The organism is Methanococcoides burtonii DSM 6242, assembly GCF_000013725.1.
In the GTDB taxonomy this organism is placed as follows: Archaea; Halobacteriota; Methanosarcinia; order Methanosarcinales; family Methanosarcinaceae; genus Methanococcoides; species Methanococcoides burtonii.
Genome location: NC_007955.1, coordinates 232,983 through 248,453, shown reverse-complemented (window position 1 = coordinate 248,453; position 15,471 = coordinate 232,983). Strand labels below are relative to the sequence as shown.

Annotated in this window: 14 protein-coding genes and 1 pseudogene; 8 read left to right on the top strand and 7 right to left on the bottom strand. The window is 38.6% G+C overall.

Annotated features, from left to right (window positions below; all coding sequences use genetic code 11):
- Nucleotides 1-210: 210 nt before the first annotated feature.
- A complete protein-coding gene (locus MBUR_RS12765; RefSeq protein WP_011498437.1) occupies nucleotides 211-993 on the top strand; it encodes a hypothetical protein in 783 nt (260 codons plus the stop codon).
- 196 nt (nucleotides 994-1,189) lie between these two features.
- Here MBUR_RS12765 and MBUR_RS01365 read toward each other — a convergent pair whose 3' ends face one another.
- Both MBUR_RS01365 and MBUR_RS01360 read right to left on the bottom strand, forming a co-directional pair.
- A complete protein-coding gene (locus MBUR_RS01365; RefSeq protein ID WP_011498436.1) occupies nucleotides 1,190-2,110 on the bottom strand; it encodes a mechanosensitive ion channel family protein in 921 nt (306 codons plus the stop codon).
- A gap of 207 nt (nucleotides 2,111-2,317) precedes the next feature.
- Nucleotides 2,318-4,921: an S-layer protein domain-containing protein gene (locus MBUR_RS01360; RefSeq protein WP_011498435.1), complete on the bottom strand. Its 2,604-nt coding sequence runs from the start codon at nucleotides 4,919-4,921 to the stop codon at nucleotides 2,318-2,320.
- Nucleotides 4,922-6,047: 1,126 nt separating this feature from the next.
- On the opposite strand from MBUR_RS01360, the gene MBUR_RS01355 reads away from it, so the two are divergent.
- Nucleotides 6,048-7,661, top strand: a complete 1,614-nt coding sequence (locus tag MBUR_RS01355) for a glycosyltransferase family 4 protein (RefSeq protein ID WP_011498434.1) — start codon at nucleotides 6,048-6,050, stop codon at nucleotides 7,659-7,661.
- 130 nt (nucleotides 7,662-7,791) lie between these two features.
- Here MBUR_RS01355 and MBUR_RS14245 read toward each other — a convergent pair.
- Nucleotides 7,792-8,003, bottom strand: a pseudogene (locus tag MBUR_RS14245) (transposase); the annotation flags it as partial.
- Between the two features lie 188 nt (nucleotides 8,004-8,191).
- Between MBUR_RS14245 and MBUR_RS01350 the strand changes: the two are divergent.
- From MBUR_RS01350 to MBUR_RS01340, 3 genes are all read left to right on the top strand, one after another.
- A complete protein-coding gene (locus tag MBUR_RS01350) occupies nucleotides 8,192-8,413 on the top strand; it encodes a thioredoxin family protein (RefSeq protein WP_011498433.1) in 222 nt (73 codons plus the stop codon).
- Nucleotides 8,400-8,582: a hypothetical protein gene (locus tag MBUR_RS01345; RefSeq protein ID WP_048063131.1), complete on the top strand. Its 183-nt coding sequence runs from the start codon at nucleotides 8,400-8,402 to the stop codon at nucleotides 8,580-8,582. Before MBUR_RS01350 ends, MBUR_RS01345 begins: the two co-directional genes overlap by 14 nt.
- 78 nt (nucleotides 8,583-8,660) lie before the next feature.
- Nucleotides 8,661-8,864, top strand: coding sequence for a hypothetical protein (locus MBUR_RS01340; RefSeq protein WP_011498432.1), 204 nt, complete (start codon nucleotides 8,661-8,663; stop codon nucleotides 8,862-8,864).
- A 95-nt stretch (nucleotides 8,865-8,959) separates the two neighbouring features.
- Here MBUR_RS01340 and MBUR_RS01335 read toward each other — a convergent pair whose 3' ends face one another.
- Nucleotides 8,960-10,531, bottom strand: coding sequence for a GAF domain-containing protein (locus tag MBUR_RS01335; RefSeq protein ID WP_011498431.1), 1,572 nt, complete (start codon nucleotides 10,529-10,531; stop codon nucleotides 8,960-8,962).
- Between the two features lie 242 nt (nucleotides 10,532-10,773).
- Nucleotides 10,774-11,136 carry a carboxymuconolactone decarboxylase family protein gene (locus MBUR_RS01330; RefSeq protein WP_011498430.1) on the bottom strand — a complete coding sequence of 121 codons (363 nt, stop codon included), beginning with the start codon at nucleotides 11,134-11,136 and terminating at the stop codon, nucleotides 10,774-10,776.
- A gap of 219 nt (nucleotides 11,137-11,355) precedes the next feature.
- On the opposite strand from MBUR_RS01330, the gene MBUR_RS01325 reads away from it, so the two are divergent.
- Nucleotides 11,356-11,907, top strand: coding sequence for a hemerythrin domain-containing protein (locus MBUR_RS01325; protein WP_011498429.1), 552 nt, complete (start codon nucleotides 11,356-11,358; stop codon nucleotides 11,905-11,907).
- A gap of 309 nt (nucleotides 11,908-12,216) precedes the next feature.
- On the opposite strand, the gene MBUR_RS01320 is transcribed toward MBUR_RS01325, so the two are convergent.
- Entirely contained in the window at nucleotides 12,217-13,008 is a 792-nt protein-coding gene (locus tag MBUR_RS01320) for a nicotinate-nucleotide pyrophosphorylase (protein WP_011498428.1), read from the bottom strand.
- A 364-nt stretch (nucleotides 13,009-13,372) separates the two neighbouring features.
- On the opposite strand from MBUR_RS01320, the gene MBUR_RS01315 reads away from it, so the two are divergent.
- Together MBUR_RS01315 and MBUR_RS13680 are read left to right on the top strand one after the other, a co-directional pair.
- Nucleotides 13,373-14,113 carry a Nif3-like dinuclear metal center hexameric protein gene (locus MBUR_RS01315; RefSeq protein ID WP_011498427.1) on the top strand — a complete coding sequence of 247 codons (741 nt, stop codon included), beginning with the start codon at nucleotides 13,373-13,375 and terminating at the stop codon, nucleotides 14,111-14,113.
- The gene (locus MBUR_RS13680; RefSeq protein WP_198003776.1) at nucleotides 14,110-14,286 is read left to right on the top strand and encodes a hypothetical protein; all 177 of its coding nucleotides are present in this window, start codon (nucleotides 14,110-14,112) and stop codon (nucleotides 14,284-14,286) included. The genes MBUR_RS01315 and MBUR_RS13680 overlap by 4 nt, the downstream gene beginning before the upstream one ends.
- Before the next feature lie 51 nt (nucleotides 14,287-14,337).
- Here the strand turns inward: MBUR_RS13680 and MBUR_RS01310 are convergent, their stop codons facing one another.
- Nucleotides 14,338-15,426, bottom strand: coding sequence for a PD-(D/E)XK nuclease family protein (locus MBUR_RS01310; RefSeq protein WP_011498426.1), 1,089 nt, complete (start codon nucleotides 15,424-15,426; stop codon nucleotides 14,338-14,340).
- Nucleotides 15,427-15,471: the final 45 nt, after the last annotated feature.

The window sequence follows — 15,471 nt, the reverse complement described above, 5'->3', positions numbered from 1 at the left end:
CATATGGATGCAATTATAATAATTCTTTTTATGATGAAGTTAAGTGGGAAATACTTTCTATCTAAAAAAAGAAAATCATTGAATAAAAGTATTTTTGTAAACTCTCTATCAAAAAATATTGTGTTGATACATTCTATTTTTAGTACTAACATAGCTTTATATCTTTGACCTTTCTTATGTTAATAGGGAATAATCTTTTGGAGGTAAACTATGGAAAAATTACTTGAAGAGATAAATCAAGACGTAGATAAATTGGCAGAAAATACCGGTGAAGAAGCAAAAGTTCTAAATGAAAAGATTAAGACCAGGCTTAATTCCGTCGCCAAAGATTTGAAGTATATAAATATAAAAGCGGAGGTCAAAAAACTTGGGGTAAAGGTTGATCAGCTGGTTGACAGAACCGGAAGTTCTGCAAAAATGCTTGCTTCCGAAGTAAAACAGGAAATCACTGCGATTACTGACAGGATAGCCCTGCATAAACATATGGATGATCTAAGCAGAGATCTCGATGAACTGGCAGTAAAGACTGGAAGCGAAGCAACAAAACTTGGAACCAAAGTAAAGCAGGATATGCGATCCCTTGCAAGTTCTGTTAAGTCCATAGACATCAGGAAAGAGATCGATAATATCATTGCCAGAGTTGATAAGCTTATAGATTCTACAGGAGAAGCTGCAAAGACATTGGGATCTGAGATTAAAGATGAACTCGTTTTGATCAACAGCAGGATCGATCTAAATAATCGACTTGAGATACTTTCCAATAGTATCAATGAACTGGCAGTAGAGACTGGAAGCGAAGCATCGAAGTTGGGGATGAATGTAAAAGAAGAGATGAAATCTATATCAGATTCGATCAAATCAATTGATATAAAGGAAGAGATCGAGGCTATCATCTCTAAGGTTGAAAGACTTGTAGATTCCACAGGCGAGAGTGCAAAAAAGCTGGCAATTGAGATCAATGAAGATATTAAAAACCTCTTGAAAAAGATTTGAAATATATTAATGGCATTGAAGCAAGCGGTCTGGATGCAGTAGGATCTCGGTAAAAAACTCTATTTTAGAAAGGGGGTGCAAAATTCCATGCTGGTTCCAATCCAGATCGAATTTGTGCACTGGGCAAGTGGTGTTTCTGCTTTCAACACCGCTACTTTTTTTACAGAATATTTATTACAAAATATAAAAAAGAGGATTATTTCCTCTCTCTTGCATATGCCACAAGTGCCTCTTTGATCCCCCACTTGAAAGCTACTACAACAGCGAATCCCCATGCCAGTGGTCCTATCAGCAGATAGAAGATACTCGTATCGATGAGCACTGTATCAAGTGCCAGTAATACCAGTACAAGTGCAAGGAATCCCTTGAGTACTGGGACCCAGACATTTGCTCCTTCTACTTCCATTCCTTCCATGATGCCTTTTAGGTAGTCAGTAAGGAAATCAATTGCCAATAGCCCAACTACCAGTATGAGCATTCCTGCAAATAAATTGGGTATGTAGTTGAGTATGCTCACCAGGAAATTAGAGACCACATTCAGTCCCAGGATATTAGAAGCTGCCAGAATGAAGATTATGTATCCGAAAGCTTTTATAATACCTGCAATTATGCCAGAAGCTGTCAATTCTGCTGCTTCAAGACCTTTCCCGATACTGCTCTTTCCGATATTTTCATCAATTCCTGAAGCCATCGCGACCTTCTTGATCAGTTCTACCAGGAAATCAACGATAAGCAATCCAATTACAAGGGTTATCAATGCCGATGCTATAAGGGGCAGGAATAATATGATCTGGGTGAGGAAATTTGCCACGATCTGTATCTTCAGTATGTCTATAATAATTACAGCAAAGATGATGTAGATGAACCATCTGATTATACCATCAAACATTGCCACGGTGGTCATTCCAGTTTTTTTGATCATACCACCTAAGGATGTCTTATCAATGAGATCATCCAAACCTATCTTATCAAGGATTTTTGCTCCGATCTTTCCAAATGCTTTTCCGACAAACTTCCCTACTATCATCAATACTATGACAGCAATAAGTATCGGAATAAATGCAATGAACTGATCCATTATTCCAAATAAACTTTCCAGTATAGGCGATTCCACCATTATATATTCCCCCATATATTTATTTATTTTTGTAGAAGAGATGTTAAAATCCGAGATATATTCCCAACTCTTCTCTATACTATTATTTAATAGGTTAGCATTTAAACGTTGTTTTAGAAATATTAAATGTTATAACTTCAATATGATTATAATTAAAAAAATAACCTGCCCATAAGGGCAGGAAATCTCAATTTCTCGATCCTGATCTCAGTTTTCCTTTCTGTATCTCATTGCAACAAATGCTGCAGAAACCAGAATTAATACTGAAACAAAAATTCCCATGGACGGAATTCCACGAGTTACGGTGTAAGTTCCTGATTCGATTCCAATCTGGACTAGATATTCACCTGCTTCTGATTCAGTACGTGTGAACTCAACAGTACTTTCCTCATCTACACCAAGAGTGACACTCTTGGAATCAACGACTTCTCCATTGATATTGAGTTGTACATTGACATCACCCTCATCGGTACCGGTGTTCATAACATCAACCATGATCGTTACGGCTTCCCCTGTACCGACCTCTGCAGGTGTTATGATGAGGTTAGATAACTCGAATTCTGGTTCAAGAGCTATTACTTCGAGGTTAAACTCTGCATCCAGTAATCCCTCAGATTGTGATGTTATCTTGTGAACTCCGGATTCTATTACCTTGAAGGAAAGTGTGCCTTTTGCAGAAGTATTGCCTATCGAGACCCCATCATAGAGTATCTGCGCTTCTGCAACCGGATCTGCACCGATGGCCTTTATTGTGGAAATTGTGATCGTATCTCCTTCATACACGACTTCAAAAGGCGTGACTTCAATGGCTACCTTTCTGGTCACATCGTCAGTAGATATAACTTCCACTTCTTTATCTGCAGACGCAAATTCTTCCTTCTCAGCACTGACACTAAAAGTGCCTAATCTTGTCGGTCTATATGAGATCATACCTTCATCAGAGGTCAGCCCAACTTCCTTGCCATCGAATTCAACAAGTGCTTCGCTGACAGTTGCACCACGGAAGGTCACTTTTATGTCAATGGAATCACCCTGGACAAGCACAGAAGGCATTTCAATTGTAAGTGCTCGGGAAGGGGGTGTGGTATATGTTACGAATGGATAATATCTGATGGTGTCTGAATCTGCGACTTTAAGAGATATATCGCCCATAATTGGTATGGTCTTATCTCTTGAAAGTGTGATTGATTTGTCATTCTCCATTTCGATCATCTGGGAGTTGATCCTCTTTACTTCCATCTTGTCGTAACTATCCCCATTGTTTACTTCGACGAACTTCTCAGAGATCTGGAACATTCCTTTCATAAAGACCGCATTTGTTTCCGTTCCTCTGAATATCTCCTCGAAATGAACTACTATTATTGGTACACTCTCAGCGGACCCCAGATCCTTTTCAAATACTAGATCAGCATTCGATTTTATGACCTCGCTGTCAACCTTTTTACCATTTTTCATCAATGTGACCAATATTTTGTCACCGGAGATATCCACCTCTACGATCTCGATCTCATATCCTTCTTCGAGCACAAGGGATGAACCAGCAACAACAGTACTTTTCTTGTCATTATCGATTAGTACTTTGGAGAGCTGACCTTCAGAAAGCATGCTTACATCATCAGTGAACCTGTTCTCTGGGTACCCTGCAAAGTATTTCTCCGCCATGAAACCGACCACCCGGAATTTGCCCCACTGACCATACTCAAAGCTCACTTCCTCAGCTACTGTTGAATATACAAGGTCACCTTTTTCGATCGTTTTGCCATCAAGGCTCACTACCTCAAGTGATTCGGTTCCAATTCCCTCATCAATGTTGTAGTAGAAACCTTCAAAGTTGAGTGGTGTCCAGGTCATATTCTCTTCTTCAGTAATAGTACCCCTAAGTTCATAGGTTCCGGGTGCAGTGAGGTCTAAAAATGGAGCAAATCTCAATGTATCATCGTCAGCTACAATAAACTTGAGTTTACCCATGATGCTTATTATCTTTCCTCTGCTCAGAGATATGTCATCATTATTTTCCATTGATATCTCGTTTGCACTTACAGTTTGGACCTCCATTCTGCCAAAATCATCTCCACCATCGACTTCTACATACTGGTCTGATATCTGGAAGATCCCCCTAACAAAGATCGCATTTGTTTCCGTTCCTCTGAATATCTCATCAAAGTGAACTGCTATTATTGGTACGTCCTCAGCGGACCCTAGGTCTTTTTCGTAAACGTAGTCATCTCTTGAGGTAAGTATGGCGCTTTCAACCTGTTTGCCATCCTTTGTGAGTGAAACAAGTACCTTGTTACCATCCATGTCGACTTCAACTATGCTGAGCTTGTAACCTTCTTCAAGAACCAACGAGGAGCCGGCGAAGAACGACTTTTTATCGTCATCATCTGTAAGCACTTTTGCCAGTTGGCCTTCTGAAATTAAACTGACATCATCCCTTACAAAATCGGAGTCATCCGTGTATCCTGCAAAGTAACGCTCTGCCATGAAACCGATGACCTGATATGAACCCCACCCATTGTGCTCAAAATCGGTTTCTATCGGTTTTGTAGAATAAACGAGATCACCGTCATCAATTGACCTGTCGGAATCACTGTCAAGATTGATAGTCAGTGTTTCCGAACTTTTTCCGGAATCAATATCATAATAGAATCCTGAATAGCTTTGAGCTGTCCAGGTGTATTCAAGTGTCATATTTTCATCTGCGTCCCATATCCTGTTTCCTGTGGACTCCTGAGCAGATGCTGCGGTACAGATCAAGCTGAATAATATTAATACTATCAGCATATATTTAGTATGTTTAATACTTTTCATAATTTTACCCCCATTTATCATGCCTCTAAATAGCTAACTTTAAGGCATACAATGAAATTAGTATCTAATATTATTTAAAATGTTTTTTATATACTTCATTAATATGTTCAATGATCTGTTTTTGGTGATTTCTCTTTGAGAACCAATTGTTGTGATGTTTGTAAGTTCCATGAAGAATGTTCTAACCCGAATTTGACAGTTTATAAAAATTAATGTTAATTTATGTGGCATTTTGCTTATTTTCCATCAATATTTGTCCAATCTGTAACTAAATAAGAATATGTCACAAATTATAGTTTTTACATAACATTAATTAACATAAATCTTTAACTTAGTAACAACTGTCAAATTCTAAAAGGCTAAAAAATAGAACTGTCAAACGTGGGTTTTACGACAGAGGAAAGAGATATCATCTCAACTTTATTTTTGTTCATACTATATATCTCATTTATCAGGGTGGTCTTTCCTGCAAATTGTTCTGCTATACTGGCTATGTTTCCTCCTTTACCATTTTCAAGATCATCAATATTGGATTGGATCTGTTCGATCTCATTTTCCAGTCCTATTATTGAAAGGCCAACTTCCCCATTCTTTCCTATAATATTAAATTGTGTTTTGATGCTAATATAATTAATGGCTTTGTAGAAATCCTTTTGATCAAGAAGTTTTGAATCACAGTTTCACTCAGATGCTATGCAGCTGAGTGCCTTCGTATCTATCGATCAGAAGGTGCGTTGGAGTAAACCGATGCAAACATATGCCTGTTTTCACCTGTTGATAGCAACTCTTGAATTTCATCAACTCATATGTTTCATTATTTTTGAGGATATCTACAGAGTCCATATGTTAGCTTTTGCAAAGGTCTCATGATGTGATAAGTAATCTGAAAATCATAATATCATTTAGACTTCCCACCGTATTCCGGTTCTTTGGTTATGAATAAACTAATACAGTAACAATTATGGATGCTAAATACAAGAAAGAATCATTTATACTAAAAAATAGCATTGTTATTGGGGCTGTTAAATATCTTCAGGATAATTTACAGGAAAACTCCAAATGATAATTTTAAATAGATGTGCAAAGATTTTACTATCTATATATAAACTAATTGGGTTGAAAGATAATGGGGAAAAATTTAAAGATCGGAATGTTCTCTTGGGAGAGTTTACATTCGATAAAAGTGGGTGGTATAGCTCCGCATGTTTCCGAACTTGCTGAAGCTCTTGCGAAGACAGGACATTCAGTCCACATATTTACCAGAAATAATGGACTGGAACCATATGGAGAGGTTAATGGAGTTCACTACCATCGGGTAGACCATTCTCTCTCAGGAGGCATTGTTCAGCAAATGGATAGCATGTGTGATTCAATGTACTCGAGATTCCTTGATGTTACGAAGGAATATGGCAAGTTCGATATATTACATGCACATGACTGGCATCCTTTTAATGCGGTTTCAAGGATCAAATATGAATTTGGTATTCCTTTTATGTTCACATATCACAGTACCGAATGGGGACGGAACGGTAACAAATATGGAAACTGGTGGGAAGCCGAAGAAATATCCCACCGGGAATGGAAAGCTGGATATGAATCTGTGAAGGTCATATCTACATCACAGCAACTTACAGATGAGATCAAGTTCCTGTACCAGATACCCGATGAGAAGATAACTATCATTCCAAATGGTATTTTCCATGGAAAAATAAAAAAGGATGTTGATGCCGGTGAAGTGAAAAATAGATTCGGCATCCATCCTCTTGCACCGGTTGTTCTGTTCATAGGACGTATGAGCTACCAAAAAGGTCCGGACCTGCTTGTTGAAGCTATCCCTGAAGTGATAGATCATCGCTGGGACACAAAATTTGTTTTCATCGGGGAAGGTGAAATGCGCCCTCCCTGTGAAGCTCTTGCAAATGCCGAAAAAATTTCAGATAATTGTCATTTTCTGGGATATGTGGATGATGAAACGGCCAGGGACTGGATAAATGCATGTGATATTCTATGTATTCCAAGCAGGAACGAACCTTTTGGGATTGTTGTTCTTGAAGGGTGGGATGCTGAAAGGACCATCGTTGCAACAGATGCTGTCCAAATAATCAATAATTTTGTTGATGGTATCCTTGTCTACAAAAATCCGAATTCTATTGCATGGGGCATAAATTATGTACTTGATGACCTTTCCAATAGTAGCATGAGAAAGGCCGGTAAAGAACTTATTGAGACTAGGTACAACTGGCTCAATATCGCAGAAAATACAATTGAAGCATACAATTTGGATGATAAAAATGATTGGATCCCTGGTGCTACACTTGGGCAAACAAAAAAGTTTTGGTGGAAAATTGATGATGATCTCAACCTTTCCATAAGTAGAGAATTTGATTCGTTAAATGGCGCGCTCAAGGTTGATAAGCTTATAAAGAAGGATGAATTGAGTAAATTGGATGATTATATGGCAGATGAACACTGGAAAGGTCTGTCAAATAACGTAGCTAAATTAAGAAATGGGACCGAAAAAGAAGGTATTGGGAAATTCCTTTATAATGATCTCCATTGGACAAATACAGAAGCTCAGCTATCAAGTCACATCGGATCAATATTCTATCGGGCTGGGGTGTGGGAGTACAATGGAAAAAAGAGAGGAATTCAATTTAGAAAAATAACAGGTGATTGGCACAAGTTGATAAAAAGCTACTATGATGGGTGCATTAAAGAACTTGATCTTGAGCAATTATAATATCATTGACCTTAAGTGTTCGAACTTTGGGATATATAGTCAAAATATGACTAAATAAGCATGCTGGAAGCAGCGAATCTGCCATCCTTCATTTATAGTTTATTCTATCAACACGCATATTGACCCCATGACCTAAGAATTTCCTAAAGCAAATTCTGTCAAGAGCTTTCTTTTCAAGTTAGTGGGGCCAGATAAACCATAAATTGTTGCAATACTAACATCTTGAACATGACGATCTCATCAAGGTTTGGTCTGCCACCTTACTCTGTTTTGCTTGTACATTTCTGCCATAATTGAAATAAATGGTTTCCAATTGATGAGATATTCTATTTCAGAGAGTTGTAACCGAGATTATCTAGAATACTTTACCAGTATGATGCTTATACTCCATTTCAACTTAATTTGAAACTAATCTCTATAAATATAAATTTCGACATTATTTGAAATAGAAAGTTTCAATATTATTTGAAATCCCTTGAAGCTGCTCAAGTGACAAAGATCGTTGTATGATAAAGACAGGATGTGATCGTATGAAAATAGAAATACTCGGTACGGGATGTGCAAAGTGTATTAAGGCAAAAGAGATAGTTGAAAAAGCTCTTCAGGAAAGCGGGCTCCAGGCGGAGGTTGTCAAGGTTGAAGATTATGAGACCATTCTTTCCTATGGAGTAATGATAACTCCCGGGCTTGTCATTGACGGCGAGGCAATGATCGCCGGCAGAGTTCCCAGTGTGGACAATGTTAAAAAATAGATCACCGGATGATATAGTTGTCACTGAACTTGGTGTGAAGAAGACAAGAAATCTGGATGTCGAGGATTCGGTGATCTCAGAGAGTCTGGAAAAGTGTGTCAAGCTTTTCTGTTCGCTCTCTGTGAAAACGAAAAGAATGTTAAAATATAATGCATCCACTGAAAAGTGATGTTATAAGATACATGACAGATGCAATCCGATCTTATAATTCAAAGATGCTGTTCCCTGTCAATCTACTCTGGAGGAAATGACAATGGTTGACGTGTTCTATCCCATGCAGTGGATAGCAGATAAGGTCACCTACGATCTACTTGGGATCGAAGCCACCACAGGTCTTGCAAAAAGCCTGAATTTTATTATCTACGATGTACTGAAGATATTCGTACTTCTTTGGGTTCGGGAAGAGTGTCTTTTCGCAGTAGCTGCAAATGGTCTTAAAGTAGGTCCCTAACGCATGTGTTACGAATTAAGAACCTCTACAAAGTTCCCAGTTTTCTCTATGCAGGCCATATACATTTCTTTATATTTTATCTGAATAAATGAGTCTTATGCCTTCTTTATCGTTACCCAGAAAACACTGCCTTTTGCATCAGGATTGTTTTCCACTCCAATGTGTCCGCCGTGCAGCTCGGTTATCTTCTTTGCTATAGCAAGCCCGAGCCCTGTACCCTTGACACCACTTTTGTCCACTCGCTTGAAACGCTCGAACAACTTTGGCTTGTCCTCATCTGCAATACCAGAGCCAAAGTCTGTGACAGTTACTTTCCACTCGTCATCGGAATCCAGTATATCTATGATCACTCTTTCTTTTTCGGGACTATATTTTATGGCGTTTGATAGGAAATTGACAAAGACCTCTTCTATCATGGGATTTACCTTTGCCATATATGCACCATCAGGCATTACTTCGATGTCCATTTCCCTTTCATCGATCTGTAGTTTGAGACTTTCCACGATCATCCTTAGCATCAGGGCAATATCCATGTCCTTGAACTCGATATTCTCAATGGTGTCCAGTTTTGCAAAGCTGGCTGCACTCCTGATCATCTCGATAAGTTTTTCGTTGTTCCTGTCGATGGTCTGCAGGATCTTCATTTTTTCCTCATCTTCCTCACTTTCAAGCAGGATGTCGGTATATCCTTTGACGACTCCTGCAGGATTGAGTAGATCATGGCGCAAAATATCTGTAAAAAGGTCTTTCATCTCATTAGACTCTTTTAACTGCTCTGTATGTTCCCTGAGTTTTTCGATACCTTCTCTGCGTTGCATGAGATTCCATAATCCTTGCATCAGCAACGTTAGCTGTCGCACGTCTGATCTATCATAATCCTCATCTTTGTTACCTACCCCTGCGGTGGCAACTATTCTTTCCCCTTCGAACACAGGTATGGTCAGGTAGTTAAACATCTCCACATGACCGGGTGGAAATCCTTTCTTGAGGGGGTCGGGAGCAAGGTAATCATTGACTATAATTGGCTTCCTTTGTCGTATAGGCTCTCCCCAGAGTCCGATATTTTTCACAGGATATACGAATTTCTTATCCGGGATAGTACATTTCTGCATCACACTGTTGGACCATGTGTGCATTGTGAGGAGGCTCTCATCCTCGCTGAGAAATGCAATGTAACCGATCGTGCTCTGTGTAAGCCTGACGGCTTGTTCATGCACAAAATCAGCTATCTGCTGCATTGGAGCGTCTGCCATTTGTTCAAGCTCCAGTAGTGCTTCAAGACGATACTCGTCAAGCTTCAGAGCATTTTCCAGTTCTATTCTTGAAGTGACATCTTCCAGGATACAAACAGTTCCATGAGGTGAACCCTGGCCTGAGATGCCAGGACTGCAGTATATCTCTATCTCTATTGCATCATCCTTTCCAGGGGGATGGAAATTAACCTGATAATGTGCAGACTCTCCCAAAAAAGTCTTTCCGATAATATTTTGCATGCCTTCATCTGTGAAAATATCGGCCATGTTCAAGCCGAAAATGTCCATTTTCTGCATATTGAGAATACTGGTGAGTTTTTCATTGCAGAAGGTGATCATCCCAGTCTCATCGAAGTAAATGATGCCCAATGGTGAACTTTCAATGATCATGCGATAGTCATTCTCATATTCCAATTGTCACACCTCATTCCATATTTTGTCTGGTTTTTTGTGTGAAGCGATCAAACCCACAACCAAAGACCAGACCGAAAATATCACTCAAGTAGTGTATTGTATCCGTTAGGATAGAAACTACACTTGTAAAAAGAAAACCTGTAAAAAGCATCTTTTGCAGATTTTATTACAGGCCCATCTCGTGTACCACAATGTAGTGGCACATTTTACCCCCAGATGTTTATCTAAAAAACATCATGTCGTCATTTTAACTGTTTCAAAGCTTCCCTGCAGGATGCGACAGCTGGAGCTCCAGATGTGATGTATATGACTTCCATGGTTTCCATGATCTCTTCCTTGGTAGCACCGTTCTTGAGCGCACTCTGCATTTGAACAACAGTGCACCTATCGCACTGTTTTGATGCAACTACTGCCAGAGCCATCAGTATTTTCATTTTTGCTGGCAGAGTACCATCTGACAACAGCTTATGGTTGCAACGGTTGTATTTTTTTAAAAAATCCGGGTCAAGGTCCCCAACGGTTTCAAGGATGCGAGGAGTGAAACCAAGTTTATCGCTCATACTGTCCAGTAATTCTTTGTGTTCAAGTTCTTCATGTTTAGACATTTAATACCCCCAATTGTCTTACAATAATTGCATGATCACTTATTATTTACTTATTTTGCTGGCAGAATGCATATGGCAAAAATGGTAAGTAAAAGTATTATCAATAATTAATAGGGGTTCGGGGTTCAGTTGACGTAAAAAGGTCTTGCAGAGAGAATGATCTCAATAAAGTAAGGGAACTGGATGTAGAGCTTGCTAAAAAGATAAGAGGAGAATAAGATGAAACCAACTGATGATTTAAAAGAAGAGCACCATGCTGTCACATTGATGCTGAAGATATTGGATGGAATCTGCACAGATCTCGAGTCCGGAAAAGAGGTGAAACATGAGCATCTCGGGAACGTCGTTGAATTCTTGAAAGTATTTGTTGACAAGTGCCACCACACAAAGGAAGAGGAATATCTTTTCCCTGCAATGAAAAAGGCAGAGATTCCTGGGTCAGAAGACATGATAGATTCCCTTCTGGAAGAACATGAACATGGAAGGCGAAATGTCAGAATGATAAGTGAAGCGGTTTCCGGAAATATGGACTCTGAAGCTCTATCAACAATAGTCCGGAGTTCAAGGGATTATATTGAACTTTTGACCCAGCACATCAACAAAGAGGAAAATAACCTTTTCCCCATGGCAGATGAACATCTTGCTCAGGAGATTCAGGTAGATCTGTTGAAATCATTTGAGATCGTTGAGATCGAGAAAATAGGTGAAGGCAAACACGAAGAGTTCCACAAACTTCTCCATAGCCTTAGGGATGTTTATGTGAAGTCGTAATTCAGCTATGACCAGTCTGAATTCTTCGAAAAGCATTTTCATGATATTATGAACTTTTTGAAAAGAATTGCCTGGCCTACATTATGGGAATGAATAACTCAAATTCAACAATTATGTAGTTATTAGACAATTTGATGTATAGATGAAAATAGGGGTAACTCTAGAGGAAATTTATTCTAAACAATAAAAAGTGGTAAATTGATTTTATTAGTATTCATGAAAGATAAATAAAGAGCTATCGGGGTATCAACCGAAGACGAAAATAAAAAAAGATTTCCTTTACTCCCTAGGGATTTGGAAATCCGTCGTTCACAACCTTTCTATATTAGTTGTAAGGTCAAAAGGCTCTGCATAAAATGGTGCCGTTGTAACGACAAAATCAACTGAAGCTGCATATTTTGGGATGTTTTCGAATGAAATACCGCCTACAGCAAGTTCGAGCTTTGGATTGATTTGTCTAAGTTTTGGAGCGACCTCTTTTAGTTCTTCGGGGGTGTAGTGGTCGAGTAATAGGATGTCGGCTATGGGAGCGTATTGAAAGACTTCTTCTTTGGTGCGTGGTTCTATCTCTATTTTTCTCATGGCTCTTAATTTATCGAAGGAACCTACTACGTTGAAATGATTTTGTGTTATCAGAATAGAGTCGCTAAGGGAGTTTCGATGGTGGTCACCACCGCCGGCATGTACGGATCGCAATTCGTATTTTCGGAAACCCGGGTGGGTTTTTCGGCTTGTAGCTATCATGATATCGGGATTTACTTCTCTTGCTTTATCGACCATCTTTCGGGTCTTTGTTGCAATGGCACAGGTCATTGAGAGGAAGGTCTGTGAGATTCGCCAGAGCTTGAAAAGTTTACGTAGGTCGCCTTCGGCTTCAAAAAGAATGGCATTTTCTGTAAACTCTTTACCGTTTTCGAGATGCATGTTCACTTTCAAGCCTTTCTTCTCATAAAATTCTGCCAGATCATCTGCACAGGAGGCAATACCAGGGTCTCTTGATCTTATTGTGAGACTTCCTTCTCCTTCGATACCGAGCAGTTCTGTGGTCTCATCTCCGTAGGGGCAATCCTCAAGCAGGTAATGTTCGAATTCTTCGATCATGGTTTCACCTTTGTTTCATAATTTAGATTTAACATTATGTCTGTTAAAAATACGATCGTATGACCACTGTGGTCAATAACTGCTGCTGTTCTAACGGAGTAGATGAACGGGCAAGTGGCATTACTAATGGAAAGCTTAGTGGAATTCAGCTATCCAAATGTGCCGGTTTACATCCTTTAGCGGTCATACATTCGAATTTAACATAGTCTAAGCAAGCGTTATGTATGAATGAACATAACGGTTATAAATGTATCGATTTGATCAGGATCTTATTGTTTTATCATTTTAAAATTAACATATTTTAATCTTACTTACTCTTGTTTTTCCGATAACTTGATATTTCCAAGAATTTTATTGATATAACATGGAGCTATCAAAAGTAGTCGAAACACTTGAGGAGATCGCCCCTCCTGAACTTGCAGAGGATTTCGATATTGATCGTATAGGTCTCACACTTGACCTTGACAACGATATCAAAAGAATAGCAGTTGCACTTGACCCTACCGAATATGTCCTGGAACGTGCAGCACAGATAGGCGCAGACATGCTCATCACTCATCACACATTGATATTCCATTCTGTGAACCTTATCTCAAAAGAGCTTGCAGGCTTGCTGAAAATTGCATTTGACAATGAAATATCCCTTTATTCGATGCATACGAACTATGACAGTGCAAAGGGTGGTGTGAACGATGTGCTCGCTCAACGTCTGGGTCTTAACGACGTATACGAGGTAGGTATGGGGCGGATAGGTACTATTGATGAATGCCCTCTGGATGTGTTCATCGATCATGTGGCAAAAAGTCTGAACACTCATCTTCAGTATGTTGGGGAAAAGGATACCATTAAAAAAGTAATGGTCTTTGGTGGCAGTGGTTTCAAGGACGACTATCTCGATATCGCAAGGGACAACGATGTGGATGCTTATGTTTCTGCTGAACTGAAACACGATGTTCTCCGCAGCTATGATGACCTGCTACTGGTAGATGCGACCCATTATGCAACAGAGAACCCTGCAATGGAAACTCTCTGTGAACGTTTGAAGGACTTATTAAAGATCGATGTTGAATTCATTGCGAACGATCCTTTCATCAAGGTGAGATGATGGCAGAAAAAGAACATGAAGAACTTTCTGATGACGATCTGGATGAACTTATGATGGAGCAGTCAAAAGCTCCCGGCTGTAAGAAGCACCGTGGTTATGGAAAATTCGATAAACCGCCTGTTAACAGGGGCGTTTCTGTTGATGATAAAGGCAAAGAAAAAAAAGAATGTTGACCTTTGGTCGTTACTTCATTTTTGATGAAGTATGCGATCAATTTTTTTAATTTATTCCCACGGTAAGTCTGGATATGTTTCTTTAAAGCTCGTGACTTCATTTAATAGATCAATGTAATTATTTTGTATTAATTGGATATGGTTCTCAAGGCCGAGAATCGTATCAATTTTTGAAAGTTTCATAACTCTTGCCCAGGATTTACTTGAGTTATGATTAACTGTTTCCCATCCATCTGATTGACCGGCAAGTTCGTTCATGAACTCAATTATCTCTTTTCTCTGTTCGCATGTAGGTGAAACTTCTAAACAAATTCCATAGCTTGGATATGAAGTTATATTCTTGGTATCAATCCAATATCCAAGGAGAACATTAAATCTATAATTCTGATTATAGCGGACGCAAACATACCGATTAAAATCTCTTAGTTGTGTCAAACAGGATGCCCTTTGTGACACTTTCCCTATCTCTGTTTCGAATTTATCGGAGACAATTCCGTAGATCGTCTCATCCATCATTTGTTGAACTTTTCTGAAGTTAGTTAGTGCCAAAATATCAATCGTATTAAAACAGTTATTAGTTGCCATATTATGTTCTTCCATAAAATTTAATGTTTCTCTTATTAATATGTCTTCACTATCAGTTTGTTTGTAATATGTGGACAAAAAATTGTATATTTCATACCATCTTATTTGAATAAAATATAGTTCATCTTCGTTATTGCATCCGGCAAATATTTTGTTTTCATCCTTGTTCTCATGATCGCGAGTGATATACACCAGTTTCTTTTTTCCAAAGTGATTAAGTTGATCAAGTTGCTCTGCATATCTTTTCAGTTGGTCATATCCTTCGGATGAACCTATTTTAGACTCTACAAAAATGAGTTCATTATGTGAGGCATTATTTATTTCAATGCAAATATCTGGTCTGCTATCTGAGAAATGATAATCTAATGCTTTGTATGTTTGCTGAGTCCATATTGTTGCAATTGGTTCTATAGCTTCAGTAATTTTAAAGTGGGTTAAAAAAGAGAGAAAGAATGACTGCTCATTCTCTAAAACAAAAGTAAATATTTCTGTAAAGAAATCTTCTAATGGGATTTGATTTGGATTTAATTGCAACAGCCGATCAAAAATAGACATGATTTTCTAAAGAATTTACTTATATGTATATGTTATGGAATAAAT